Below are 23,940 nucleotides of genomic sequence, written 5' to 3' on the forward strand. Positions count from 1 at the left end.
CGGGGTGGGGATCTTACCTCCATGCCCTGGTGTCCCGGCTCCCTCGTCTCCGTGTTCGGGTGGTGTCCGGGATTCGTACGGTGCCGTTGTCCGGTACGGCCGTGGGACGAATGAACCCTTTGGGTAAGCTGGTGGGCATGCTGACCGCCGCCCCGAGCCAGGAGGACGTGGTGCTCTCGCGTCCCGGCCCTCGGGCACGGCGCGCGGGTGTCGCGCCCGTGCAGAACTTCCTGTTCGCGCACACGCCCTTCGTCGTCGTCTACGACTGTCGCTGACCGGCTTTTCTGGAATCCTCCGGTGCTCACCGGTGTTCTGATCCGGTGGGCCTCTCACTCTCATGACGACACAAGGAGACTGACCCGCGATGGCCATCGAGGTTCGCATTCCGACCATCCTGCGCACCTACACCGACGGCGCCAAGGCCGTCGACGCCAAGGGCGCCACGCTTGAGGAGCTGATCGGCGATCTGGAGGTCCGGCACCCCGGGCTGAAGGAGCGCCTGGTGGACAAGGGCGCGCTGCGCCGCTTCGTGAACGTTTACCTGAATGACGAGGACGTCCGCTTTCTGGGCGGTCTGGAGACCCCGGTCGCCGACGGCGACACGGTCACCGTCCTGCCCGCCGTGGCCGGCGGATCCCGCTAGCCGCGTGGCGCCGCCCGCACCGCGGGAGTTCCGTGATCCTTCGCGAGATCGGAGAGCTCTCCCGGGCCGGGCGGCGCGCGCCGCGGTTTTTGGGCTGTCACCCCGAGGCAGCAGGTCTGTCACCACAAGGTCAACCCGAGGCGGAAGCCGTACACCATGCGTTTTGACTCACTGATCGAATCGGTCGGCCGGACCCCGCTGGTCGGCCTGCCCAGACTCTCGCCCTCGGAGGACGTACGGATCTGGGCCAAACTCGAAGACCGCAACCCGACAGGTTCGATCAAGGACCGTCCGGCGCTGTGGATGATCGAGCAGGCGGAGAAGGACGGGCTTCTCCAGCCGGGCTGCACGATCCTCGAACCCACGAGCGGCAACACCGGCATCTCGCTCGCGATGTCCGCCAGGCTCAAGGGCTACAAGCTGATCTGCGTGATGCCGGAGAACACCTCGGAGGAGCGTCGCCAGCTGCTGCGCATGTGGGGGGCGCAGATCATCTCCTCGCCCGCGGCGGGCGGCTCGAACGAGGCGGTGAGGGTCGCCAAGGGCCTGGCGGAGGAGAACCCCGACTGGGTGATGCTCTACCAGTACGGCAACCCGGCCAACTGGCGCTCGCACTACGAGTCGACGGGGCCGGAGATCCTGGAGGATCTGCCGTCCGTCACCCACTTCGTGGCCGGTCTGGGCACCACGGGCACCCTGATGGGCGTCGGCAGGTTCCTGCGCGAGCACGTTCCCGGTGTGAGGATCGTCGCCGCCGAGCCGCGTTACGGCGAGCTGGTGTACGGGCTGCGCAACGTGGACGAGGGCTTCATCCCCGAGCTGTACGACGCCGACGTCCTGACCACGCGGTTCTCGGTCTCCTCGGCCGACGCGCTGCGGCGCACCCGGGAGCTGCTGTCCGGCGAGGGCATCTTCGCGGGGGTCTCCACCGGTGCCGCCCTGCACGCCGCGCTCGGTGTGGCGGCGAAGGCCGTCAAGGCGGGGGATCGGGCCGACGTCGTGTTCGTGGTCGCGGACGGCGGCTGGAAATACCTGTCCACCGGCGCCTACGAGGGGACGCTCGACGAGGCCGAGGAGCGGCTCGAAGGCCAGCTCTGGGCCTGAACGTCGCCTGAGGAAAAAGCGAATCCCCGGCGGGGCCGGAGCCCTGCCGGGGATCTGGGAGGCCTGATCCGAACGGGATCGGGGAGCCCGGGTGGATCAGTTGAACAGGAGCCTCATCGAGAAGGTCCCATCGCTGCCCGACTGGGTGCCGCTCACGCCCACGGCGCGGAGTACCTGGAGGTTGGCCTTCTCGTCGCCCTGGAGGTTGCCGAGGTAGAGGTTCTCCACCTTGTCCAGGTCGGCGTAGAGGGCGAAGGTCGCCTCACCGGCGTTGGGGATCGCGAGCTGGAAGGTCTCACTGTCGCCCAGGGCGCCGTCCTTGTTGAGCTCGGCGGCGTAGTCCTGCGCGCTGCCCAGGACGAAGACGCCGTCGCCGGGAACCTTGGCGAGCCGCGGGACGGCCGTCCCGGAGTCCGCGAGGAACCTCTCGATCTTGCCGACGACCTCCTGCGCCTTGGCCGGGTCGGTGACGATCTTCGCGCCGAACTTCGGCTGGTTGCCGTCGAGGCCGTTGGAGTCGATGGCGATGGTGATGTTCTTGCCGAGCAGCGTCACCAGGTCGTCGGGGAGCGCGAGGCCGTAGTTCTGCTTGGCCTGGTCGGCGAACTGCTGGACGCCGCCGTTCGCGGCCTGGTCGGCCGACTTCATGAGCTGCGCCCACTGCTTGCCGACCACCTCGCCGAGACCGGAGATCGAGATCGCGCCGGCGGTGGAGGCGGGAAGCGTGCTGATCCTGGAGGGCTCGGGATCGCCCATGTCCAGGTTCTCGACGCCGCGGCTGATGCCCGCGAGCTCGACGTACTCGCTGTCGAAGCGGAGGGCGCCCGCCACGCGGGCGTTCTTGACCTGGGCGAGGACGGAGGGGTCCTGGGCGGCCAGTTCGGGGGCCATTCCCGCGAGCTTGCCCGCGTCGGCCCAGAAGGAGAGCACACCGGTCTCGCCGAGGGCGCTCAGGTCGTCGGAGAAGTTGGCGTTGCCCGACAGCGGCTCGGCGGTGGCGGCCTTGTCGGCCTCGGCCTGGGTCGGGGTGAGCAGCGCGTAGTCGTCGCGGAACGCGATGCCGTACTTCTCCTTGCCCATCAGCTTCGCGATGCCCGCCGTGGCCTTGTCCTGGTCGGTGACCTGGACGGCCACCACGACGCCGGGCTCGGCGCCGGCCTTGGCCGGGGCCAGCGCGGCCACGCCGACGCGGACGCCGAGCCAGGGCTCGATGTCGGTGGCGTAGTCCACCTTGCTGAGGTCGCCGGCGTCCTTCTTGATCAGGTCGAAGATCGCCTTACGCGGGTCCTCGCCGCTGAAGGAGTCCTTGGTGGTCGTGAACTTCCTGGCGATGTTGAACAGCGCCACCTTCTGGTTCGCGGCCGGGTCGAGGTCGAGGCGGATGTAGCCGACGGCGTTGCCGGGCAGTACGTCGTGCGGTTGCGCGCCGCCGCCGCTGAGCAGGTTGATCGCGAAGAAGCCGCCACCGCCCACGAGGGCGACGACCAGCGCGGCGACCACCGCGAGCAGCCAGCCCTTGCCGCCCTTGCGTGCGGGAGGTCCCGGGGGAGGCCCGGCGCTCAGGAAGTCGGGTCCCTGCTGCCAGTTTCCCGCCTGCTGGCCGTACGCCTGCTGGCCGTAGCCCTGCTGCTGGTAGCCGGGCTGCTGCTGCCCGTACGGCTGACCGGCCTGCTGGCCGTAGTTCTGCTGTCCGTACGGTTGCTGGCCGTAGCCCTGCTGCTGGTGGCCGGGCTGCTGCTGGTAAGGCTGGCCCTGCTGCGGGTAGGGCTGCCCCTGCTGGTAACCGCCGGAAGGCTGCGAGTATCCGGGCTGGCCGTTCTGCGGGTAGGCCTGCGTGTGCGGCTGGTCGTTCGGCTGTGCGCCCTCGTTCCAACGGTAGGCGATCGTCCTGTCGGGCTGCTGACCCGGATCGGGCGACTGGTCTGGGGGATTGTTGGCAGGCATGATCACTCACAATGTGGACTTCGCGGACAGGGAGAAGTTAGTGCACATTGCTAGCAACCCGCTTGCATTGAACTAACTACGTGATTGTCACGTCTAAGCCGGATCAGCCCCTGCTCAGCGTGCCTTCTTCGCCCATCGTGACCTTTGTCGCCCTGTTCCCGCAGGTCACTGCCGTCCCTTCCTTACCGCAGATCTTGGTTCCCGGAAGGCTGCGGCGTCCTGGCGGCTCCCGGGAAGAGGGCACTGAGGACCCGGGGAGGCGACGGTCGCATGGAATGGGTAAAGTAACCCCTCTAGAACAAGATTCGGGGGCGCGGATGGCGAAGTTCGACGAGGCGACAGCGGTGACCAAGGTGGATGAGACCACCTACGACGTGTGCCTCGACCCCGGATACTCCATCGGCGGCCCTTTGAACGGCGGCTATCTGATGGCTGTGCTGCTGCGCGCGGTCGTGGACGCCTCCCCCCACGAGCACCCGGTGAGCACGAGTGTCCAGTTCCTGCGTGCGGCGAGGCCCGGCCCCGCACGGGTGCGCCTTGAGCAGATCAAGACCGGTCGCACCGCCACGATGACCAGGGTGACCCTCGTCCAGGAAGGGACCTCCTTCATCGAGGGACTCGTCACGACCGCGACGCTCAGCGGTGCCGCCCCCGACTGGGCGGACGAGCCCTCGACGGTGATGCCGCCGATCGAGCGGTGCGTCTCGCTGCCCGCTCCCAAGGACGCGTCGAACCTGACGTTCAGCGCCCAGGTGGAGCTCGCCTTCGACCCTCCGACCGTCGGCTGGCTCGACGGCCGTCCCACCGGCAGGCCCGAGGCCCGCGCCTACTTCCGGCTGGCCGAGCCGCAGGACCCCGACCCGTACGTGCTGGCGCTCGCCGTGGACGCCCTCCCGCCGGTGGTGTTCTCCGCGGGGGCGCGCGGCTGGGCACCCACCGTCGACCTCACCTGGCACCTGCGCGCCCTGCCCGCCCCGGGATGGCTCACCCTCCTGGGCGGGGGGCGTCTGATCAGCGACGGCTGGTTCGACGAGGAGGTCGAGGTCTGGGACTCCGCGGGTCGCCTGGTCGCCCAGTCCCGTCAGCTGGCCCGCGTCGGGCGGGGCTGACGTCCGCACCACGGGACGTACTACAGACACCGTACGACTGAATGTCATGAAAAATACATGGCTGAGCTGGTATTCGGCGTTGTGAGGATTCTTACCGTGATCGGCCGCCCCGGGTCGCCTAGCCTGGGGAACTGTGTCGCAAGCGAGCATTGGAATCTTTGACAGCGGTGTCGGTGGCCTCACGGTGGCTCGGGCGATCATCGACCAGCTGCCCAACGAGTCGATCTTCTATGTGGCCGACACGGCGAGGCAGCCGTACGGCCCCAAGAGCATCGCGCAGGTCCGCGCCTACGCGCTGGAGGTGATGGACCACCTCGTCGAGCGCGACGTCAAGATGTTGGTGATCGCGTGCAACAGCGCGAGCGCGGCGGTGCTCCGCGACGCGCGGGAACGCTACGCCGTCCCGGTCGTCGAGGTGATCCAGCCGGCCACCCGCCGTGCCGTGCGGGCCACCCGCAACGGCAGGGTCGGGGTGATCGGGACCAGGGCCACGATCGAGTCGATGGCCTACCACGACGCGTTCACCGCCGCTCCCGACGTCCGGCTCACCGGGGTAGCGGCGCCGCGCCTGGTGGAGTTCGTCGAGCGGGGGGAGACGATGAGCGACGAGCTCATCGACGTCATCCGCGAATACCTGGAGCCGGTGCTCGCCGACGGGTGCGACACGCTGATTCTGGGGTGCACGCACTATCCGCTCCTCACCGGGCCGATCTCCTACGTGGTGGGAGACGGCGTGACGCTGGTGTCCAGCGCCGACGAGACGGCCAAGGACGTCTACCGCGTCCTGCACGACCGGAGCCTGGCCGCCGTGGGAGACACGCCCAGGCACCGCTTCCGCGCCACCGGCGACGCGGGACTCTTCGCCGACCTCGGACGACGGTTCCTCGGACCGGAGATCCAGGCGGTCGAGGTGGCGGTAGTAGGGGATGTTCCGAACAACGGGCATCGCGTGTGACGGTGCCCGGGCGCTCCGTAGGGGGAGCGCCGGGGATCGGCGGACGAAGGGGGACGGACACCGGCCACCGGCGCCCGCGCCGTGACACGCGGCGCCGCACAGTAACCGTAGGAGGCCGCCGTGAAGTTGACGATCATTGGATGCTCGGGGAGTTTCCCCGGGCCCGACAGCCCTTCCTCCTGCTACCTGCTGGAGGCCGACGGGTTCCGCATGCTGCTCGACTTCGGGAACGGCGCGCTCGGCGCGCTCCAGAGGCACATCGGCCTGTACGACGTGGACGCGATCTGCCTGTCGCACCTGCACGCCGACCACTGCCTCGACATGTGCCCGTACCACGTGGTGCGCACCTACTCGCCCGGCGGCCCGCTGCCCAAGGTGCCGGTGTACGCGCCCTCCGACGCCCGCGAGCGCCTGAACTCCGCCTACGCGATGCCCGACGAGCCGCCGCTCGACACAGCTTTCGACTTCGTGGGCCTGATGCCCGGGACGTTCGAGGTCGGCCCCTTCGAGGTGACGGCCGCCCCGGTGAACCACCCCGTGGAGACCTACGGGTTCAGGGTCTCCCACGGCGGGCGCTCGGTGGCCTACTCCGGGGACACCGGCGAGAGCGCCGAACTGGTCAAGCTCGCCTCGGGGGCCGACGTGCTCCTGTGCGAGGCGTCGTACCTCGACGAGCCCGGACTCCCCGCCGGCCTGCACCTGAACGGCCGCCAGGCGGCCGAGCACGCGGCCAGGGCGGGCGTGGACACCCTCGTCCTCACCCACCTGGTGCCCTGGAACGACCGCGACCGCGTCATGGAGGACGCCTCCCGCGGGGGGTTCGCCGGACGGATGGAACTGGCACGGAGCGGGGCCCGGTATGACCTAGGGTGAACGTCATGGCTCGCGCAGATGGACGTACTCCCGATCAACTCCGCCCCGTCACCATCACCCGGGGCTGGCTCGCGCACGCCGAGGGCTCGGTGCTCGTCGAGTTCGGCGGCACCAAGGTGCTCTGCGCCGCCTCCGTGCAGGACAGCGTCCCGCGCTGGCGCCGGGGCAGCGGCCAGGGCTGGATCACCGCCGAGTACGCCATGCTGCCGCGCGCCACCAACACCCGCAACGACCGCGAGTCGGTACGCGGCAAGATCGGCGGCCGTACGCACGAGATCTCCCGCCTGATCGGCCGATCCCTGCGCGCCTGCGTCGACTACAAGACGCTGGGCGAGAACTCGATCGTCATCGACTGCGACGTGCTCCAGGCCGACGGCGGCACCCGCACCGCGGCCATCACCGGCGCGTACGTGGCGCTGGTCGACGCGGTCGCGTGGATGCGCAAGCGCAAGATGTGCGGCGGAGACCCGCTGGTCGACTCGGTCGCGGCGGTCTCCGTCGGCGTCGTCGGCTCGACGGCGCTGCTCGACCTCTGCTACACCGAGGACGTCGCCGCCGAGACGGACATGAACGTGGTGATGACCGGCTCCGGCGAGTTCGTCGAGGTCCAGGGCACCGCCGAGGGCAAGCCGTTCGACCGCGCCGCCCTCGACGAGCTGCTCGACCTCGGCGCGGCCGGCTGCGCCGAGCTCACCCGCCTCCAGCGGGAGGCCCTGGCATGAGCCGCTTTCTCAGCGTGAGTCGTTCCGGAACGAGGCGGTCGGCATGAGCGAGTCCGGTACGCCCGAGACCGGCGCGGCCCGTGTCGTCCTCGCCACCAGGAACGCAGGGAAGATCGCCGAGCTGCGCCGGATCCTCGCCGACGCCCGGATCCCGGTCGAGATCGTCGGGCTTGAGGAGTTCCCCGAGATCGGCGACGTCGCCGAGACCGGTCTGACCTTCGCGGAGAACGCGCTGCTCAAGGCGCACGCGGTCGCCCAGCAGTCCGGCCTCCCGGCGATCGCCGACGACTCCGGCCTCTGCGTCGACGCCCTGAACGGCATGCCGGGCATCTTCTCCGCCCGCTGGTCGGGAAAGCACGGCGACGACCAGGCCAACCTCGACCTGCTGCTCGCCCAGGTCTCCGACGTGCCCGCCGAGCACCGGGGCGCGCACTTCGCCTGCGCCGCGGCGCTCGCACTCCCCACGGGGGAGGAGCGGGTGACCGAGGGGGCGCTGCGCGGCGTGATCATCGACGCCCCGCGCGGCACCGGCGGCTTCGGCTACGACCCGATCCTCGTCCCCGAGGGCGAGACCCGGACCACCGCCGAGATGTCCGCGCAGGAGAAGGACGCGATCAGCCACCGGGGCCGCGCCTTCCGTGCCCTCGCCCCCGTCATCGCCGAAATGATCGCCTGACGGAGAGATCCGCGCGGACGACGGCCAAGGAGCCCGAGACGTCCAGGTCGAGCCTGTAATCAGCGTGTAAGAACCCGCTGCTCCTTATGGGCGTAGCGTCGGGGGTATGCAGAGCAACGAGCGCATGCCCTCCTGGGCCTCGGCGCTGATCGGCCTGGTGTCCGGCGCGGCGGCGGTGGCGGTGTCACTGCTCGTGGCGGGCCTGGTGAACCCCGTCGCCTTCCCGGTCGTCGCGGTCGGCAACTCCGTCGTCGACCTCACCCCTGCGCCGCTCAAGGAATGGGCGATCCGCACCTTCGGCGAGAACGACAAGACCGTGCTGCTCGCCGGGATCCTGCTGGTCATGGCCGCGATCGCCGTCGCGCTGGGAAGGGCCGCCGTCCGCGACCTCCGGTACGGGATGGCGGGTCTGGCCGCGTTCGGTCTCATCGGCGTCGTCGCCGTGCTGACCCGGCCGGGGGCCGGGCCGGTGGACGTCGTCCCGACGCTCGTCGGGGTGGGCACCGCCATGCTCGTCCTGTGGTGGCTCGTCCGCCGCGCCCTCGTACCCGACGACGCCTCGGCCGGGTCGTACGCGGGGGTGTCCGGTGGCACCGGTGGCGACACCTATGTCGTGGGCGCGGCGGGGGCCGTGCACGACACCGGGCAGGGGGACCAGGGAGAGGTCTCGCCCGACACCGGGCCGGAGCGCCTGCGACTGGTCTCGCCCGGGTCCTCATCGGAGGCCGGGGAGCGGCCCGATCCGCGGGTGCCGTCCGTCATGCGGGCGGGGAACGACCTGCGCGCCTTCGATCGTCGGGGCCTGCTGACCGGCGCGGTCGGCGGCGTGGCCCTCGCGGGGGTGGCGGGTCTGGCCGGGCGCGCGTTCTCGGGGCGGGCCGAGGTGAACGCGGCGCGCAGCGGCATCGCGCTGCCCCTGCCCGCGAAACCCCTCCCCGCGCTGCCCGCCGGGACCGACCTGAAGATCAGGGGCCTGTCGTCGTTCGTCACTCCCAACAACGACTTCTACCGGGTCGACACCACCTTGTCGGTCCCCCAGGTCGACCCGCGCGACTGGACCCTCACGATCCACGGCATGGTCGATCGGCCCGTGGAGCTCACCTTCGCCGACCTGATGAAACGCGCCGTGGTAGAGGCCGACGTCACGCTCTGCTGCGTCTCCAACGAGGTCGGCGGCCCCTACATCGGCAACGCCCGCTGGCTGGGCGTGAGCCTGGCCGCGGTGCTGCGCGACGCCGGCGTCCGCAAGGACGCGGACATGCTGCTCAGCACCTCCGCCGACGGCTGGACCGCGGGAACCCCGGTCGACGTCGTGATGGACGGCCGCGACGCCCTGCTCGCCTTCGGCATGAACGGCGAGGCGCTCCCCGTCGACCACGGCTTCCCGGTCCGCCAGGTCGTCCCCGGGCTCTACGGCTACGTCTCGGCCACCAAGTGGGTCACCGACATCAAGGTCACCCGCTTCGACGAGGACGAGGCCTACTGGACGCCCAGAGGCTGGTCCGCGAAGGGGCCGATCAAGACCCAGTCGCGCATCGACCTGCCCAGGGACGGCGCGAGCGTCCCCGCGGGCAAGACCGTCGTCGCGGGTGTCGCCTGGGCACAGCACAAGGGTGTGGACGCGGTCGAGGTCCGTGTCGACCAGGGCGAGTGGCGCCAGGCCCGCCTCGCCGAGGCCCCCACCGCCGACACCTGGCGCCAGTGGGTCCTCGACGACTGGGACGCCACCCCGGGCGAGCACACCATCGAGGTCCGCGCCACCGACACCACCGGCTACACCCAGACCGCCGAGCGCGCCCCGGTCGCCCCGGACGGCGCCACCGGCTGGCACACCATCCGGGTACGAGTCGGCTGACCCGGGCTGTGCCGCCCAAAGGATGACCAGACCGCTTCGCGATCACAGACTTCGATGCCGATGTGACCGGTACTGGAACGACAGGCGGGGGTTGAGCCTTTAAATGGTCAACTCCTCCGTGTCGGGTGGGTGGGCCGCCCTACTATCTGGCTCCCAGGGGTTGGGGACGGGGGAGCCGGTGAGCGAGTGGAGCTTGGCGTCGGGGGTCTACAACCCCGTGGTGACGATGGACGGGCAGCGGTGGCGGGACTTCGAGCTGGAGGTCCAGGTGCCGGTGGCACCCGCGCCGCGTGAGAGCGAGCGGGAGCGGATGCGCTGGGGGCCGGCGCGACTGGACCAGTGCAGGCCGTACGGGCTGGCGGGCGGGTTGGCCAGGCCCGATCCGCAGACCGAGGAGGACATGCTGCGGGCCGTTCCCCTCACCGAGCAGGGAACCCCGCGCCGCTTCCCCGACCCGCGCGGCATGTGGATCAGGCTGATCAACGGGAGCGGCCCGGCCGACGATCCGTTCCGGGCGACCAACGCGATCGACTGCGCGCTGTCGGTGCTCTCCACCTGGTACGGCACTCCCGCGGTGGCCGCGCCGCGCAGGCCCGAGTACGACCGGGTGGGCAGGCCGCTGCTCACCGGGGAGGCCGGGGGAGTGGCGAGGGCGGAGCGGTGGCTGGGGCAGCGCTTCCACTATGTGGGGCAGGGGCGCCATGCCTACCTGCCGATCGCGCAGGCGCTGCTGGCCGGGGGACACGGCTCCTCGGCGCTCATCATCAACCGCTGGCCGGCCGGGGGCAGCCACGCGTGGAACGCGGTGAACTTCGACGGCGAGGTGATCTGGATCGACGCGCAGCGGGGGCACATGGCGGTGGAGCCGCCGTACGAGTCGGTGACGGGTGTGTTCTGCGTCGTGATCGACAGGGAGGGGCGGCGGCTGTGACGGCTTTCCCGACGGTTTCACGGACTCCCTTTCCGGTGACTTCTCCGGCGGCTTTCCCGACGGTTTCCCGCTCGGAGGCGGGTTTCCGTGACCGTGTCCGCGAGATGAGGGGGACAGGGTGAACCCGGACCAGGCGAGGGCAGTAGCGGAGGAGTACTTCAACGGGGTCCGCGGCGCGGGTGCCGCCGTCGAGATCAGGATTTATGCCTTTCAAGAGGGCTATGTCGCCTGGGCGAACGAGCCCGAGCCCGACGATCCCAGCGTGCTGCCCGACACCGTCGGCTCCGGATGCGTGGTGATCGACAGGGCCAGCGGCGAGATCGTCATCCGGCCACTGCTCAACCCCGAGACCGTGGCCGAGCAGTGGCCGGGACGCCGCCCCCGATAGCGAGGCGTCCCGGCCACCATGCCTGACCTGTCCTGACCTGTCCCGACCGTCCCGGTCCGACCTCGCCGGTCCTGTCCTGCCGGGCCGGAGCGGGAGGCGCACCGTTCAGCTCACCCGGCTCGGACCGTCCGGTGCTCAGCCGCTCGCGAGTGAGCCCACGACCGAGGCGCGGGCCGCGCGCCGGGCGGGCAGGACGGCCGCGAGCACCCCGGCGAGGCCGGACAGGGCGACGAACGACAGGATCTGCGGCACCGGCAGCTGGAAGACCACGTTGTCGGTCATCGTCTGCGCGGCCGCCCAGCCGAACGCGACTCCCAGCGTCACGCCGACCAGCGCGCCGATGAGGCCCAGGACCAGCGCCTCGACCGAGAGCATCCGCCGCAGCTGGGGCCGGGTCAGGCCGAGGGCACGCAGCAGCGCGGACTCGCGGGTGCGCTCGTGGACCGAGAGGGAGAGCGTGTTGGCGATGCCCAGCAGGGAGATGAGCACCGCCAGACCGAGCAGCCCCGTAATGATCATCAGTATCATGTCGAGCGCCTCGTCGAACTGGCCCCGCATCTCCGTCGAGCTCGCGACCTTCGCCGTCGGGTACGCCTCCGTCGCCGCCTCGACCGCCGCGAGCGCCCGGTCGGGGTCGACGCCGTCACGGTGCTTGATCATCACTCGGCTGTCGCCGACCTCGCCGAAGTAGCGGTCGAACTCCCGCTCGGGCACCGTCACGTCGGAGAGGCTCGCGTCGACATTGGAGATGCCCACGATCGAGAGGTCGACCGTGCCCGCCTTCGCCGTTCGTACGGTGATCCGATCACCGACCCCGAGCGTGAGCCGCTCGGCGACGCGGTCGGTGACGAGCGCGGTCCCCGGGACGAGCCGGTCGAGCGAGCCCGCGTCGAGCGGCGGCTTGAAGCCCGGGGTCGGGGTGAAGGTTCCCACGTCGTACCGCGTGGTCCCGGTCGCGAGCCTCGCGGTGGTCTCGCGGAAGGCGATGACCGAGGCCAGCTCGGACCGGCCCCGGAGGTCCTCGGCGATCGCGCGGGGCAGGCCCGAGTCGCGCCCCTGGGTCTGCACCATGTAGTCGAAGGGGAACTGCTCGTCGAGCTGCTGGGTGAACGTCACCCGGACGGTGCCGGTGACGACGGAGATGACCGTCATCAGCGTCACGCCCACGGTGAGTGCCACGGTGGTGGTCGCCGACCGCTTCGGGTTGCGCCGGGAGTTGTCCACGGCCAGCCTGCCGGGTACGCCGAAGAGCTTGGCGGGCACCCACCCCGCGAAGGCGGAGAGCGGCCTGACGATCACCGGGCCGAGGATCAGCACCGCGAGGAAGACGCACGAGCATCCGGCCATCACCACCATCAAGGCGGTCTCGCCTGGATCCGTGGCGATCCCCGCCACCACGGTGCCCACGCCCGTGACCAGGAACAGTCCAGCGAAGATCATTCGTACCAGGCCGGCCCTGAAGGTCCGCTCCTCGGTCTGCGAGCGCAGCGCCGCGATCGGCGCCACCCGCGTCGCGGCCCGCGCGGGCAGCAGCGCCGCGCCGACCGTGACCGTCAGGCCGATGACCAGGCCAAGGACGATGGTGCTCGGCGTCAGGGTGGCGGCGGCGGCCGTGGGCAGCGGCGCGTCGAACGCCGCCAGCACGGAGAGCGCCCCCGCGCCCAGGCCGTAGCCGAGCAGCAGGCCGAACACCGACGACAGCAGGCCGACCACCGCCGACTCCAGCATGATCGAGGTGAAGACCTGCCCGCGCGTCGCCCCGACGCATCGCAGCAGCGCCATCTCGCGGGTCCGCTGGGCCACCAGGATGTTGAAGGTGTTGTAGATGACCAGCGCGGCCACGAACATCGCCACCACGCCGAACAGCAGCAGGCCCACCTTCAGGAAGTCGCCGTTGGCGCCGTTGTTCCTGGCGAGGTCCGCCGCGTAGCGCTCACCGGTCTTGACCTCGTGGCCCGCGCCCACGGCCGCGGCGACCGAGCCGCGCAGCGCCTCCTGGGTGACCCCCTCGGCGGCGGTGACGTCGATCTCCCGATACCCCTGCTGCCCGGTCATCTTCCTGGCCGTGTCCGTGGTGTAGCCGACCGCGCCGAAGTATCCGAGCTCCTGGTCCAGGCCGACGTCGAACAGGCCCACCAGGGTGAACTCGTGCTTGGCGTTGCTCGCGTCGAGCACCGCGACGGTGTCGCCGACCTTGAAGCCCCTGGTCCTCGCGGTGCCCTCGTCGAGCACGGCCTGCGTCGCGGTCTTGGGGGCCGTGCCGCTCACGATCGGCATCCGGTTCAGGTCGCCCTCGGGCAGGGAGATCCCCGCGGTGGGGAAGTCACCGGCGGCCTTGCCGTCCTTGCCGATCAGGGCGGACGTACCCCGTACCAGCCCCTGTGCGTCGGCCACCCCGTCCACGGCGCGCACCTTCTCCAGGGTGGCCTCGGAGACGACCGGAGGCTCGTCGCCGTTCCCGCCGGACACCGGGAGCACGGCGACGTCGATTTTGTCGGCCGCCGCGGAGAACTTCTCGGTGAAACCCGCGTCGATGGTGTCGGTCAGCACGAACGTCCCCGCGATGAAGCCGACCCCCAGCGCGATCGCGAGGGACGTCAGCATCAGGCGCAGCCGGTGCGCGAGCAACCCGGCCAGCGTCGTCCTCAGCACCTCACGCCTCCAGCTTCATCAGCGTGTCCAGCACCGACTGCGGCGTCGGCCCTGTCAGCTCGCTCACCAGCAGGCCGTCGCGGAGGAAGACCACGCGGTCGGCGTACGAGGCCGCCACCGGGTCGTGGGTGACCATCACGATCGTCTGGTCGAGCTCGCGCACCGACGTCCGCAGGAAGGAGAGCACCTCGGCGCCGCTGCGCGAGTCGAGGTTGCCGGTGGGTTCGTCGGCGAAGATGACCTGCGGCCTGCTGATCAAGGCGCGGGCGACCGCGACGCGCTGCTGCTGGCCGCCCGACAGTTCCGCGGGCTTGTGGCCGAGCCGGTCGCGCAGGCCCACGGTCTCCACGACCCGGTCGAACAGCGCGGGGTCGGCCAGCCGCCCGGCGATCTCCAGCGGGAGCCGGATGTTCTGTTCGGCGGTGAGCGTCGGCAGCAGGTTGAACGCCTGGAAGACGAAGCCGATCCGATCGCGGCGGAGCATGGTGAGCTTCTTGTCGTTGAGTTCGGTCAGTTCCACGTCCCCGACGCGCACCTGTCCGCCGCTCACCGTGTCGAGTCCGGCCAGGCAGTGCATCAGCGTGGACTTGCCCGACCCCGAGGGGCCCATGATGGCGGTGAAGGCGCCCGTCGCGAAGGAGACGTCCACTCCGCGCAGCGCGTGCACGGCGGTGTCCCCCCGGCCGTACACCTTGGTGAGACCTCTGGCCGTCACGGCCGGCGCCGCGCTTTCCCGCGCGTCCCACGCGCCGACCTCTCCGGTGATGGTCACGACAGCTCTCCTCAACAACGTGTGATGTTATGACGCACCAAACGCTATTGATGGGGAAAGAGGGATCCATCAGGCGTTAGGCCTGACTTGTAGGGATACGGAGGGGGTCGGGAGAAGGAGGGGCGCGACCTCCGCCGTAGTGCCGCCTCGGCCATTCGGACGAGGCGGACGAGGCGAACGGGGCCGCGCGCTCGGTGGGATTCCTGCCCGAAGGCCGGGGCGCTCGCGGGTTTCTGATCCAGCGGGGTTCTCCCGAGGCTCTCGTCTCCGGCCCGAGGCTCTGTCTCCGGCCGAGGCTCTCGCCTTCGGTCAAGGCTCGCGCGGCTCTCGTATCCGACGGGAAGACTCGCGCGGTTCCTGTCTCCGGCGGGGGAGGTTCCCGGCCTTCAACCGGTATTACCTCCGCGGGTATTTGATCTTCAAGGTGCCCAGGCCGACCTTGCCAGTGACACGCAGCACCGGCGCGTCAGGGTGCCCGGGTTCGGTGGCCTTGTTTTTGATCGTGCCCATGTTCGTCGTCAGCGAGTCGATCCACACGGTCCACCCACGCGGCACGGTCACCAGGATGGTGCCCATCCCGCAGGTCGCCTCCAGCAACACCTCGCGGTGCGAGCACACCGCCTCGGTGAAGTCGATCTTCACGGTGCCCGAGCTACAACTCGCCACAATGCGCGGGGGCACCACCCAGTAGTCCTTCTGGTGCACCTCCCCGTGCTTCGTCCGCAGCTCCAGGACCCCGCCTCCGACGCCCCCGGCACCCAGCATGGCGAGCCCCGCGTCGTCTCGCGGCAGGTCGGCGGTGATGGCCCTCAGGTCGTCGTACGTCCTCGCCGCCTGCGTCCGCTCGATCCGCTCCTCCAACTCCTCCAGACTGAGCCGTCCCTCTCCCGTGGCCACGCGCAACCGCTCGATGACCGCGTCACGATCGGAGTGCGACGCGCGGAGCCGGCCGTCAAGGTTCGTCATCTGAACTCCTTGAGTGTGGAGACCCGGTCCTTCAGGGCCGGGAGGAAACGGGGCACGGTGCCATAACGCTTATCGCCTGCCGTGCGTTCCGATAAGGTCCGGGCGTGCGTACGGCATACAAGGTGCGGGCCTACCCCACCCCCGAGCAGGCGGCCATGTTGAGCCGCACGTTCGGCTGCGTACGCGTGGTGTGGAACCGGACCCTGGCCTGGCGGCACGCCCGCTACCACGGCGAGCGGGCCACGACGAACTTCATCCAGGCCAACGCCTACCTGACGGCGATGAAGGCGACCGACGAGTCGGCGTGGCTGAACGAGGTGTCGTCGGTTCCGCTGCAGCAGGCCATCCGCCACCAGCAGGTCGCCTTCACCAGCTTCTTCGCCGGACGCGCCCGATACCCGCGCTACAAGTCCCGCACCGGACGCCAGAGCGCCGAGTACACCCGGTCGGGGTTCCGCTACCGCGATGGGCGATTGTTCCTGGCGAAGCTGGACGCCCCGCTGGACTTCGTGTGGTCCTGGCCGGACATCGACCCGGCGAGCATCGACCCGACCACGGTGACCGTCTCGCGCGAGGCGTGCGGGCGCTGGTACGCCTCCTTCGCCGTCGAGGTCGACGATCCGAAGCAGGCTCCGGCGACCGGCACGATGGTGGGGGTGGACGTCGGCGTGAAGGACTTCGCCGTCACCTCCGACGGCGAGAAGATCGCCAACCCGCGTCATTTGGCCAAACGGGAACGCAACCTGGCCCGCTACCAGCGGCGCATGGCCCGCAAGCAGCGCGGTAGCACCAACCGGGCCAAGGCCAAGGCGAAGGTCGCCCGCGCGCACCGCAAGGTCCGCGCCTCCCGCACCGACTTCCTGCACCGCACCTCGGCGCGCCTCGTCCGCGACCACGACGTGATCGTGATCGAAGACCTCGCCGTGAAGAACATGGTCCGCAACCGGTCCCTGGCCAAAGCGATCTCCGACTGCGGGTGGGGCACCTTCCGCCGCATGCTGGAGTACAAGGCGGCCCGGCACGGTCGCCACCTGATCGTGATCGACCGCTGGTATCCCAGCTCGAAGACCTGCTCGGTGTGCGGGCACCTGCTCGCCCGGCTTTCCCTCAGCACCCGGACGTGGCAGTGCCCGTCCTGCGGCACCCGGCACGACCGGGACGTCAACGCCGCGAAGAACATCCTGGCGGCAGGTCTTGCCGTGTCTGCCTGTGGAGGTGACGTCAGACATTCCGGGTCCTCCCGGGTGCGGTCGCCGACGAAGCAGGAACCCCGGCCCGTGAGGGCTGGAATCCCCGTCCTTCAGGGCGGGGAGTAGTCAAACGACGATGCTAATCGGCCGAATGTGGAGTTACGATTCCTGATTCATAGGCATATACGACAACCTGTGCTCGATCCCGCAGGCTCAGCTTCGCCAGGATCCGGCCCAGATGCGTCTTGACCGTCGCCTCCGCCAACTCCAGCCGACCCGCGATCTCCGTGTTCGACAACCCCCTCGCCACCAGCACCAGCACCTCCCGCTCCCGTGCGGTCAACCCGGTCAGCACCGCCGGCTCGGCCACCGCGGAGGGAAGGTGCACCGCGAAACGCTCCAGCAGCCGCCGCGTCGTACTCGGCGCCACCACCGCGTCCCCGCTGTGTACCGACTGGATCGCGCTCACCAGATCGGCGGGCGGCACATCCTTCAGCAGGAACCCCGACGCGCCCGCCTTCAACGCCGCGAACGCGTAATCGTCCAGATCGAACGTGGTCAGGATCAGCACCCGAGGCCCACCGGCCGTCGAACAGATCAGCCGTGTCGCCTCCACCCCGTCCATCACCGGCATCCGCACGTCCATCAGCACCACGTCCACGGCGACCGTCCGCACCGCCTCCACCGCCGCGGCCCCGTTACCCGCCTCCGCGACGACCTCGATATCGGGATGGGCGTCGAGAACCATGCGGAAACCGGTGCGCAGCAACTCCTGATCGTCGACCAGCATCACCCGAATCACCTGGTCACCCACCGCGTGCTCCGTCAAGCCGCCCGCCCCGCCCCGGTATCGCCGATCGGCAGCCGCGCCACCACCTGGAACCCGCCACCGGGAACGGGGCTCGCCTTGACACTCCCGCCGAACATCGCGACCCGCTCGCGCATGCCGACCAGGCCGTGCCCGCCCTCACGCTCCGGCGTCGCCGCGCCACGACCGTCGTCGGTCACCCGTAAAAGCAGCTCCCGCACGCCGTACTCCATCTCCACGGTGGCCCTGCTGTCCGGGCCACCGTGTTTGAGGGTATTGGTGAGCGCCTCCTGAACGATCCGGTAAACCGTGAGCTGCTCCCCCTCGGGAAGTTCTGCGGGAACACCGGACACCCGCAACTCCACCGGCAACCCCGACTCCCGCACCTGCGTCACCAGATCGTCCAACTGCGACAGGCTCGGCTGCGGAGCGTACTCCTCCTGGACACCGTCGGCTCGCAAAACGCCCACCATCCGCCGCATCTCCGCCAGCGCCCTGCGGCCCGTGGCCGAGACCGCCTCCATCGCCCTGCGCGCCTGCTCGGGATCGCGGTCGATCGCGTACCCCGCCCCGTCGGCCTGAACGATGATCACACTCACGTTGTGCGCGACCACGTCATGCAGCTCACGGGCGATCCTGGCCCGCTCCGCAGCCGCTGCCAGCCTGGCCTGCTGATCGCGATCCCGTTCCGCTCGCTCGGCCCGCTCCTCCAGACCCTCCAGGTAACGGCGGCGGGTGTTCGCGTAGATCCCCGTCATCCAGATCGCGGCCGCGAACGCCGAGGCCGTGGCGAAGGCACGCAGATCAAACCCCTGAGGCACCCGCCCGAACACCAGGAACAACCCCAGCTCCACCACCAGCCCCGCCCCGACCGCCCAGCGCAGCGAACGCCGCGATGCCACCTCGTACATGGCGACGAGCACGGAGGTGTTGAAGAACAGGGGCGGAACCCCGGCGAGCCACTGGAGGAAGGAGGCGAACGAGACGATCGCGAAGACCTCGACCGGACGCTCGCGCATCCAGAACAGGGGCACGAACAACATCAGCGTCAGCCCCGCGAACCCCCACAGCCCCAGCCTCTCCGCCCCCCAGGCCACCAGGTCGATCACCCCGACGGCCCAGACATTGAGCAGCGAGACCAGCAGGAACGGAGTCAGCCACAGGGCGTCCGTGATCCTGGGATGGCGCACGCTCCAGGCGCGTAGTCTGCCGAACACATCACTACAATACGTATGCGCAGATCAGAGCCCTTCCCCCTCAAGGTGGAGCTCGATGTACGACTCAGGTCGCACATCGGGCCGCACATTCGGCTCGGCTTACACAGCCTTTACGGACTCTGGGGCACCATGGTTTCTGGGAGCGCCCTCCGGGGTGAGTAAAGGGAGATAGTTTGTGGTGATCAATCACAACGACGCCGGGTCGCGCGGCTACGAAGACAGGCCGCGCGACCTGACGTTTTCTCTCCTGTTCCCCCGCCGCGACGGATAGCCGCCACATCGGACAGAGCTCCCTCGCCGCATATCGCTCAGCGCCTTCTCGGACGCTTCGGCGGTCTCGCCACGATCGTCGGCTTGCTCGCTCACCTGCGCACCTGCCTACCCGCTTACCCGCGCGGATCCACGGGGGTCTTCCCGTCCGGCGGTGAACATCGTGCCGTCTCGTGCGGCACCGGGCGACGCCGGTCCCTCGGGCGGTCGGCCCGGGCTCACGCGGGCGACTCACCGAATCCACCACCCACGGCGCAGCCGGCCGAACGCGCGTCCCCGGGGCCCCGGCCTCAACCCGCCGGATCGGACGCGGCGACGCGGTCCTCCGCGAGGACGGATTCGCGCAGTAATTGAATGGCTCTGCGTATGACCGCGGATCTCGACGCGAAGCGTCTTTCGCTCCGGCAGTATTCTATGAAAAATGAATCCTGGGCCGATATTGTCACGCTGGTGTCTATCGACTTTACGTCGACCGGTTGATTCTTAATTGTTTTGTGGGGTCGACGGGATTCGAACCCGCTCTGGACGGTACCTAAAACCGCGGCCTCTACCGTTGGGCTACGACCCCTATTCTTTCCTGCGAAATTCTCTGTCTGTGAATGGCAATTAGGGCAGAGAAAACGCAGGTTTTCTTTTCTGTTGTCCAGCCAGTTGCCATTGATATGGTCAACGTGCAGCGTCAATGCCTGACCTCGCCAGGCGTCCTCGATCCTACAGGCCGCGCAGCGGTATGGCATCCCGGTCTCGATCAGGCAGCGCCTGAGCTGCCCGGGGTCCGGGCGTGGGCTGCCCTCCGGTCGCATGGCGAGAACCTGTTCCGGACGACTGCGTCGCGGCGAGGGCTTCCCTCTGTTGGGGGAGACCCTGCGAAAGTGCGACGTGTCGATTTCGAAGCGCTTCAGCTGGCGGCTGATATGGGCGTGGTTGCCGCCTGCGATGGTGATGCCGAGGCGGCGGAGGACGTCGGCGATGCTGAGGGATGCGGCCGCGGCCTCCGCCAGCATTTCCGGGGTGTATTTGTACTTGGTGGGCACGCCCCAAGTTTAGGTAATGGGGCCGACAATTCTTGGGGCGCGCTCATGTCATATTAAATGGCGAAAATCGGGTGTCAGTCGAGGCCGAGTTCGCGGCGGAGGCGGGCCACGTGGCCGGTCGCCTTCACGTTGTAGAGGGCCTTCTCGATCTTGCCGTCCGCGTCGATGACGAAGGTGGAGCGGATGACCCCGAGGGTCGTCTTGCCGTACATCGTCTTCTCCCCGTACGCGTCGTAGGCCTTGTGGACCTCAAGGGAGGGGTCGGACAGGAGCGGGAAGGTGAGGGCGTCGTGCTCGACGAACTTGGCGAGCTTGGCCGGGCTGTCCTTCGAGACGCCGAGCACGACGAATCCGGCCGAGGTGAGCGAGGCGAGGCTGTCGCGGAAGTCGCAGGCCTGCTTGGTGCAGCCCGGGGTCATCGCGGCGGGATAGAAGTAGAGGATGACGCGCTTACCGCGGTGGCTCTCCAGCGACACGGTGGTGTCGTCGGCGGCGGGAAGGGTGAAGTCCGGGGCGGCGTCGCCCGGCTCAAGTTTCATGGTGCTCCTCCGAGGAATGGTTCCCCGGTCAACTTACCGGCCTGCCCGAAGTGCCGTGGGTGGGTAGGACCTGACAGACTGATCAATGTCAAGGAGTAGGGGAGGATAGCCATGGCGGACACCGATCCCGCGGAGTTGGAACGACAGATCGAGCGCACGCGCGCGGAGTTGGCCCAGACGGTGGACGCCATCGCGGACCGGGTGAGCCCCAAGCGGGTCGCGGCGCGTGGTGTGGCGAAGGTCCGGGCGAACGCGGAGCATCTCGCCGCTCAGGTCGGTGACCTGGTGGGGGGCGCGGCGGGGCCGAAGCCGGTCAGGCTCGCCGGCGAGCCCGAGGATCTGTGGGCGGACGAACGGCCGGACCTGGCGCCGATCCTGATCGGGGTGGGGGCGGCGCTGGCGCTCGGCGCGGTGGTCATGCTGTGGCGGCGCCGTCGTCGCTGACCGTCACCGGCCAGGGGGCGAATGTCGCCGGTGACCGATCGGCTGCCCGGAATTGAGTAGGGGTTTACTCATGTGACCTTTTTCCCGCTCGCGGACCATCGCGAGTAGGAAAAAGGAGGGGTAAATCCATGAAAAGCATCATTCGCGCCGCGATCGCGGTGACGGCGACCACGGGTCTCATGCTGACCGCGGCTCCGGCCGCCTTCGCCGCGACACCGACGTCCGCCTCGGCTGTGTCCTCGGCGTCCTCGGCGTCCTCGGCGCGAGACTTCGACGACAGCTTCGAGCAGGAGTCCAGGAACGGCCTGGCCACGCTGGAGGCCGTGTACTCGGTCAGGGGTGACGACGAGGAGGACAACACCTTCAGGCTGCGGGGCGAGCTGTACGACGGTGACAGGCGCACCCTCCGCCAGGGGGGCCGCTGCGCCTACGTCGAGGTGCAGATCATCTCGTCCGAGGACGAGGACTGGGACGTCGCCAAGCGCGACAGGCTGTGCAGCTACGACGACACCAAGCGCTTCCGCGTCACGGCGCACGACGTGAGCGAGGTGCGGGTCAAGACCTGCCAGGTCAAGTACCGCGGCTGGTCGACCTACAAGTGCAGCAGGTGGGAAGAGCTCGACCTGGGCTTCTGAGATCTCTCCGAGGTCGGGAGCACCGCGGGCCATCGGGCCCGGAGGACGGGACCGAGATGTGAGGGGAACGGGCACTCGCCGGTGAGACGGCGGGTGCCCGTTTCGTGTCAGAGGAAGGTGCGGCCCTCGCCGCGGTAGGTGGGGACCTCGTCCACGACCTCGTCCCCGTCGATCAGGTGCAGGCTCGCGAAGCGCTCGCAGAGCTCGCCCGCCTTGGCGTGCCGGAACCAGACCCGGTCGCCGGCGCGCAGGTCTTCCGCGGCCTGCCCGATGAGGGGGGTCTGGACCTCTCCGGCCCCCTCGTTGGAGTCGTAGCGCAGCCCGCACGGCAGGTAGGGCTGGGGCAGACGGTCGTCGCCGGGGGCGCCGGAGGCGGGGTAGCCGCCGCCGAGGACGGTGACGACACCGGGGGCGGGGCGGCGTACGACGGGCAGGGCGAACAGGGCGGCGGGCCGGCCCGCGAATCCCCGGTAGAAGTCGAACAGGCGGGGATGGAAGAAACCGGATCCGGCCGCGATCTCGGTGACGGCCCTCTCCTCGGTGGTCTTCTCGATGCTGCCGGTGCCGCCGCCGTTGACGAACTCCAGGTCGGTGATCTGGCGGACGGCCTGGACGATTCGGCCTCTGCGGGTGATCAGCTCGCGGCGGGACCTGGCCTGCATCAGGCGGACGGCCCGGGTGAGGGCGGGGTTGCCCGGCGGGTCGTCGCCGACCCCGGCGATCTGGGCCTCGTACGCCATCAGGCCCACGAGCCGGAACCCGGGCCTTTTGGCGATCTCGGTGGCGAGGTCGGCGGCCTGGTCGACCTCGCGGACGGGGGAGCGGCGGACGCCCGCCCTGAACCGGCCGCCGAGGGCGAGGTAGCCGGCGTCGACGTCCAGGCAGAGCCGGATCTCGTGGCGGTCGCGGACTGCGGCGACGGCGGATTCGACGAGGTCCAGGTGCTCGGCCCGGTCGACCATGATCGTGATCTCCCGCGCCGCGACCGGTTCGGCGGCGAGTTCGGTGAGCGCGGCGCGGTCGACGGTGGGGTAGGCGACGAGCACGTTCCGCATCCCGGTGGAGACGAGCCAGAGGGCCTCGGGGAGGGTGAAGGCCATGATCCCGGTGAAGCCGTCCATGGCGAGGACGCGTTCGAGCACGGCCCGGGACCTGATGGACTTGCTGGCGACCCTGATCGGCTTGCCTCGGGCGCGGCGGGCCATGCCTTCGGCGTTGGCGCGCAGGGCCCGCAGGTCGAGGACGGCGAAGGGAGGGTCCAGGTGCGCTGTGGCCCGGTCGTAGCGCTGGCGGTCGTCCATGTCCGCAGGATAACCCCGATACCGAGAAGATGAGCATCGTTCATGTTGCCGTATTGGTGATCAATGCTCCCGCCAGGGAGGGCTCAAGATCGTGCAAGTGGGCGGTTGATCCCCGGTCCGGTCCTGCCGGAACGCGTACACATGGCCGAATGACGACTACTCTCCAGGACGTCCTGGCGGGCTCGGGAGGCACCGGTGCCGCGGGGAACACCGCGGGCTTGGGAGGCAAGGCGGGGGCCGAGCGGTTCCAGGACGTCCGGCGCAGGTCGGTGCGGATGCTCAGGCCGGGCAGGACCCTCGCGGGTGTCCCCACGGCGCTGACGGTGTTCGCCGTGCTGGCGGCCTCGGCCTCGGTGACGGTGGGCCTGCTCATGGACTCTCCGTTCGCGCGGGTGCCCTACCGGCGGCTCGTCAAGGGCGTCGGCGCGTGGAACTGGTCGGATCCCGCCGTGTTCGCCGCCTCGACGCTCGCCGTCGCGGTGGGCCTGGTGATGCTCGCGCTCGCCGCGCTGCCGGGGCGGTCCCGGCTGGTGCCGCTGGAGGCGGGAGACCCGCACATGGTGATCGGCATCACCAGGTCCGGACTCCGCCGCACGCTGCGGGAGGCCGCCGAGTCGGTGGAGGAGGTGAACGGGGCACGGGTCCGGCTCACGTCGCGGATCGTCGAGGTCACCGTGTTCACCGACGCCGAGCGGACCGGCCCCGTGCTGCGCCGGGTGGGTGCGGCGGTGGGCGACCGGCTCGCGGGTCTGGGCGCGATGTGCGCGGGAGAGGTCGTCGTACGGCTGCGCAGGAAGGGGGCCTGATGAGGCCCTACCCGGGCAACCGGATCGGCCTGGCCGTCACGGGGACGGTGCTGGTGTGCGCCGGGCTCTACGCCTCCCTGAGGGGACGCGGTGACCTGCCGGGACA

23 protein-coding genes, 1 tRNA gene and 1 pseudogene are annotated in these 23,940 nt (G+C 69.8%); 15 read left to right on the forward strand and 10 right to left on the reverse strand.

The window, feature by feature from the left end:
- The first annotated feature begins 110 nt into the window (after nucleotides 1-110).
- The 3 genes from ABZ664_RS08065 (at nucleotide 111) to ABZ664_RS08075 (ending at nucleotide 1,747) form a co-directional block, all read left to right on the forward strand.
- Nucleotides 111-275, forward strand: coding sequence for a hypothetical protein (locus ABZ664_RS08065; protein ID WP_350949845.1), 165 nt, complete (start codon nucleotides 111-113; stop codon nucleotides 273-275).
- Between the two features lie 89 nt (nucleotides 276-364).
- The gene (locus ABZ664_RS08070) at nucleotides 365-643 is read left to right on the forward strand and encodes a MoaD/ThiS family protein (protein WP_350949844.1); all 279 of its coding nucleotides are present in this window, start codon (nucleotides 365-367) and stop codon (nucleotides 641-643) included.
- A 156-nt stretch (nucleotides 644-799) separates the two neighbouring features.
- Nucleotides 800-1,747: a cysteine synthase gene (locus tag ABZ664_RS08075; protein ID WP_362504779.1), complete on the forward strand. Its 948-nt coding sequence runs from the start codon at nucleotides 800-802 to the stop codon at nucleotides 1,745-1,747.
- Nucleotides 1,748-1,843: 96 nt separating this feature from the next.
- Here the strand turns inward: ABZ664_RS08075 and ABZ664_RS08080 are convergent, their stop codons facing one another.
- Nucleotides 1,844-3,691, reverse strand: coding sequence for a DUF3352 domain-containing protein (locus ABZ664_RS08080; protein ID WP_362504782.1), 1,848 nt, complete (start codon nucleotides 3,689-3,691; stop codon nucleotides 1,844-1,846).
- Between the two features lie 317 nt (nucleotides 3,692-4,008).
- Here ABZ664_RS08080 and ABZ664_RS08085 point away from each other — a divergent pair, with 317 nt between their 5' ends.
- The 8 genes from ABZ664_RS08085 to ABZ664_RS08120 all read left to right on the forward strand — a co-directional run bounded on the left by ABZ664_RS08085 (nucleotide 4,009) and on the right by ABZ664_RS08120 (nucleotide 11,200).
- Nucleotides 4,009-4,800, forward strand: coding sequence for a thioesterase family protein (locus ABZ664_RS08085; RefSeq protein ID WP_362504785.1), 792 nt, complete (start codon nucleotides 4,009-4,011; stop codon nucleotides 4,798-4,800).
- Between the two features lie 133 nt (nucleotides 4,801-4,933).
- The gene (gene murI / locus ABZ664_RS08090; RefSeq protein WP_362504788.1) at nucleotides 4,934-5,755 is read left to right on the forward strand and encodes a glutamate racemase; all 822 of its coding nucleotides are present in this window, start codon (nucleotides 4,934-4,936) and stop codon (nucleotides 5,753-5,755) included.
- A 120-nt stretch (nucleotides 5,756-5,875) separates the two neighbouring features.
- Nucleotides 5,876-6,628 carry an MBL fold metallo-hydrolase gene (locus ABZ664_RS08095; RefSeq protein ID WP_362504791.1) on the forward strand — a complete coding sequence of 251 codons (753 nt, stop codon included), beginning with the start codon at nucleotides 5,876-5,878 and terminating at the stop codon, nucleotides 6,626-6,628.
- 5 nt (nucleotides 6,629-6,633) lie between these two features.
- The gene (rph, locus tag ABZ664_RS08100) at nucleotides 6,634-7,350 is read left to right on the forward strand and encodes a ribonuclease PH (RefSeq protein WP_350949838.1); all 717 of its coding nucleotides are present in this window, start codon (nucleotides 6,634-6,636) and stop codon (nucleotides 7,348-7,350) included.
- A 43-nt stretch (nucleotides 7,351-7,393) separates the two neighbouring features.
- Complete coding sequence (locus tag ABZ664_RS08105) at nucleotides 7,394-8,026, forward strand: XTP/dITP diphosphatase (protein ID WP_362504795.1); 633 nt, start codon at nucleotides 7,394-7,396, stop codon at nucleotides 8,024-8,026.
- Between the two features lie 106 nt (nucleotides 8,027-8,132).
- Nucleotides 8,133-9,881: a molybdopterin-dependent oxidoreductase gene (locus tag ABZ664_RS08110; protein WP_362504798.1), complete on the forward strand. Its 1,749-nt coding sequence runs from the start codon at nucleotides 8,133-8,135 to the stop codon at nucleotides 9,879-9,881.
- Nucleotides 9,882-10,059: 178 nt separating this feature from the next.
- Nucleotides 10,060-10,812, forward strand: a complete 753-nt coding sequence (locus ABZ664_RS08115) for a toxin glutamine deamidase domain-containing protein (RefSeq protein WP_362504801.1) — start codon at nucleotides 10,060-10,062, stop codon at nucleotides 10,810-10,812.
- A gap of 118 nt (nucleotides 10,813-10,930) precedes the next feature.
- A complete protein-coding gene (locus tag ABZ664_RS08120) occupies nucleotides 10,931-11,200 on the forward strand; it encodes a hypothetical protein (protein ID WP_362504804.1) in 270 nt (89 codons plus the stop codon).
- Nucleotides 11,201-11,335: 135 nt separating this feature from the next.
- Here ABZ664_RS08120 and ABZ664_RS08125 read toward each other — a convergent pair whose 3' ends face one another.
- The 3 genes from ABZ664_RS08125 to ABZ664_RS08135 form a co-directional block, all read right to left on the reverse strand.
- Complete coding sequence (locus tag ABZ664_RS08125) at nucleotides 11,336-13,852, reverse strand: FtsX-like permease family protein (RefSeq protein ID WP_362504807.1); 2,517 nt, start codon at nucleotides 13,850-13,852, stop codon at nucleotides 11,336-11,338.
- A gap of 1 nt (nucleotide 13,853) precedes the next feature.
- Nucleotides 13,854-14,624 carry an ABC transporter ATP-binding protein gene (locus ABZ664_RS08130; RefSeq protein WP_362504809.1) on the reverse strand — a complete coding sequence of 257 codons (771 nt, stop codon included), beginning with the start codon at nucleotides 14,622-14,624 and terminating at the stop codon, nucleotides 13,854-13,856.
- Between the two features lie 396 nt (nucleotides 14,625-15,020).
- Nucleotides 15,021-15,590, reverse strand: coding sequence for a DUF1707 domain-containing protein (locus ABZ664_RS08135; RefSeq protein WP_362504811.1), 570 nt, complete (start codon nucleotides 15,588-15,590; stop codon nucleotides 15,021-15,023).
- 104 nt (nucleotides 15,591-15,694) lie between these two features.
- On the opposite strand from ABZ664_RS08135, the gene ABZ664_RS08140 reads away from it, so the two are divergent.
- Entirely contained in the window at nucleotides 15,695-16,906 is a 1,212-nt protein-coding gene (locus tag ABZ664_RS08140; protein WP_362504814.1) for an RNA-guided endonuclease TnpB family protein, read from the forward strand.
- 13 nt (nucleotides 16,907-16,919) lie between these two features.
- On the opposite strand, the gene ABZ664_RS08145 is transcribed toward ABZ664_RS08140, so the two are convergent.
- The 5 genes and pseudogenes from ABZ664_RS08145 to bcp all read right to left on the reverse strand — a co-directional run bounded on the left by ABZ664_RS08145 (nucleotide 16,920) and on the right by bcp (nucleotide 20,648).
- The gene (locus ABZ664_RS08145; protein WP_362505126.1) at nucleotides 16,920-17,582 is read right to left on the reverse strand and encodes a response regulator transcription factor; all 663 of its coding nucleotides are present in this window, start codon (nucleotides 17,580-17,582) and stop codon (nucleotides 16,920-16,922) included.
- Between the two features lie 23 nt (nucleotides 17,583-17,605).
- Nucleotides 17,606-18,805 (reverse strand): sensor histidine kinase, encoded by a 1,200-nt coding sequence (locus ABZ664_RS08150; RefSeq protein ID WP_362504817.1) that lies wholly within the window; start codon nucleotides 18,803-18,805, stop codon nucleotides 17,606-17,608.
- A gap of 765 nt (nucleotides 18,806-19,570) precedes the next feature.
- Nucleotides 19,571-19,643 (reverse strand) — tRNA-Leu (locus ABZ664_RS08155).
- Between the two features lie 28 nt (nucleotides 19,644-19,671).
- Nucleotides 19,672-20,079: pseudogene (locus ABZ664_RS08160) on the reverse strand (HNH endonuclease signature motif containing protein); the annotation flags it as partial.
- 104 nt (nucleotides 20,080-20,183) lie between these two features.
- Nucleotides 20,184-20,648: a thioredoxin-dependent thiol peroxidase gene (gene bcp / locus ABZ664_RS08165; RefSeq protein WP_362504820.1), complete on the reverse strand. Its 465-nt coding sequence runs from the start codon at nucleotides 20,646-20,648 to the stop codon at nucleotides 20,184-20,186.
- Between the two features lie 111 nt (nucleotides 20,649-20,759).
- Here bcp and ABZ664_RS08170 point away from each other — a divergent pair, with 111 nt between their 5' ends.
- Both ABZ664_RS08170 and ABZ664_RS08175 read left to right on the forward strand, forming a co-directional pair.
- A complete protein-coding gene (locus ABZ664_RS08170; protein WP_350949828.1) occupies nucleotides 20,760-21,092 on the forward strand; it encodes a DUF3618 domain-containing protein in 333 nt (110 codons plus the stop codon).
- Between the two features lie 128 nt (nucleotides 21,093-21,220).
- Nucleotides 21,221-21,727 (forward strand): hypothetical protein, encoded by a 507-nt coding sequence (locus ABZ664_RS08175; protein ID WP_362504824.1) that lies wholly within the window; start codon nucleotides 21,221-21,223, stop codon nucleotides 21,725-21,727.
- Nucleotides 21,728-21,834: 107 nt separating this feature from the next.
- Here ABZ664_RS08175 and ABZ664_RS08180 read toward each other — a convergent pair whose 3' ends face one another.
- Entirely contained in the window at nucleotides 21,835-23,028 is a 1,194-nt protein-coding gene (locus ABZ664_RS08180) for an amino acid deaminase/aldolase (protein ID WP_362504827.1), read from the reverse strand.
- Nucleotides 23,029-23,177: 149 nt separating this feature from the next.
- Between ABZ664_RS08180 and ABZ664_RS08185 the strand changes: the two genes are divergently transcribed.
- Complete coding sequence (locus ABZ664_RS08185) at nucleotides 23,178-23,834, forward strand: DUF6286 domain-containing protein (RefSeq protein WP_362504830.1); 657 nt, start codon at nucleotides 23,178-23,180, stop codon at nucleotides 23,832-23,834.
- Nucleotides 23,835-23,940: the final 106 nt, after the last annotated feature.

It is taken from the genome of Streptosporangium sp. NPDC006930 (assembly GCF_040635605.1).
GTDB lineage: Bacteria > Actinomycetota > Actinomycetes > Streptosporangiales > Streptosporangiaceae > Streptosporangium.

Coding starts and splice junctions, on each gene's coding strand:
- ABZ664_RS08065 (WP_350949845.1), top strand. CDS start 111: ATGAACCCTTTGGGTAAGCTGGTGGGCATGCTGACCGCCGCCCCGAGC.
- ABZ664_RS08070 (WP_350949844.1), top strand. CDS start 365: ATGGCCATCGAGGTTCGCATTCCGACCATCCTGCGCACCTACACCGAC.
- ABZ664_RS08075 (WP_362504779.1), top strand. CDS start 800: ATGCGTTTTGACTCACTGATCGAATCGGTCGGCCGGACCCCGCTGGTC.
- ABZ664_RS08080 (WP_362504782.1), bottom strand. CDS start 3,691: ATGCCTGCCAACAATCCCCCAGACCAGTCGCCCGATCCGGGTCAGCAG.
- ABZ664_RS08085 (WP_362504785.1), top strand. CDS start 4,009: ATGGCGAAGTTCGACGAGGCGACAGCGGTGACCAAGGTGGATGAGACC.
- rph (WP_350949838.1), top strand. CDS start 6,634: ATGGCTCGCGCAGATGGACGTACTCCCGATCAACTCCGCCCCGTCACC.
- ABZ664_RS08105 (WP_362504795.1), top strand. CDS start 7,394: ATGAGCGAGTCCGGTACGCCCGAGACCGGCGCGGCCCGTGTCGTCCTC.
- ABZ664_RS08110 (WP_362504798.1), top strand. CDS start 8,133: ATGCAGAGCAACGAGCGCATGCCCTCCTGGGCCTCGGCGCTGATCGGC.
- ABZ664_RS08135 (WP_362504811.1), bottom strand. CDS start 15,590: ATGACGAACCTTGACGGCCGGCTCCGCGCGTCGCACTCCGATCGTGAC.
- bcp (WP_362504820.1), bottom strand. CDS start 20,648: ATGAAACTTGAGCCGGGCGACGCCGCCCCGGACTTCACCCTTCCCGCC.
- ABZ664_RS08170 (WP_350949828.1), top strand. CDS start 20,760: ATGGCGGACACCGATCCCGCGGAGTTGGAACGACAGATCGAGCGCACG.
- ABZ664_RS08175 (WP_362504824.1), top strand. CDS start 21,221: ATGAAAAGCATCATTCGCGCCGCGATCGCGGTGACGGCGACCACGGGT.
- ABZ664_RS08180 (WP_362504827.1), bottom strand. CDS start 23,028: ATGGACGACCGCCAGCGCTACGACCGGGCCACAGCGCACCTGGACCCT.
- ABZ664_RS08185 (WP_362504830.1), top strand. CDS start 23,178: ATGACGACTACTCTCCAGGACGTCCTGGCGGGCTCGGGAGGCACCGGT.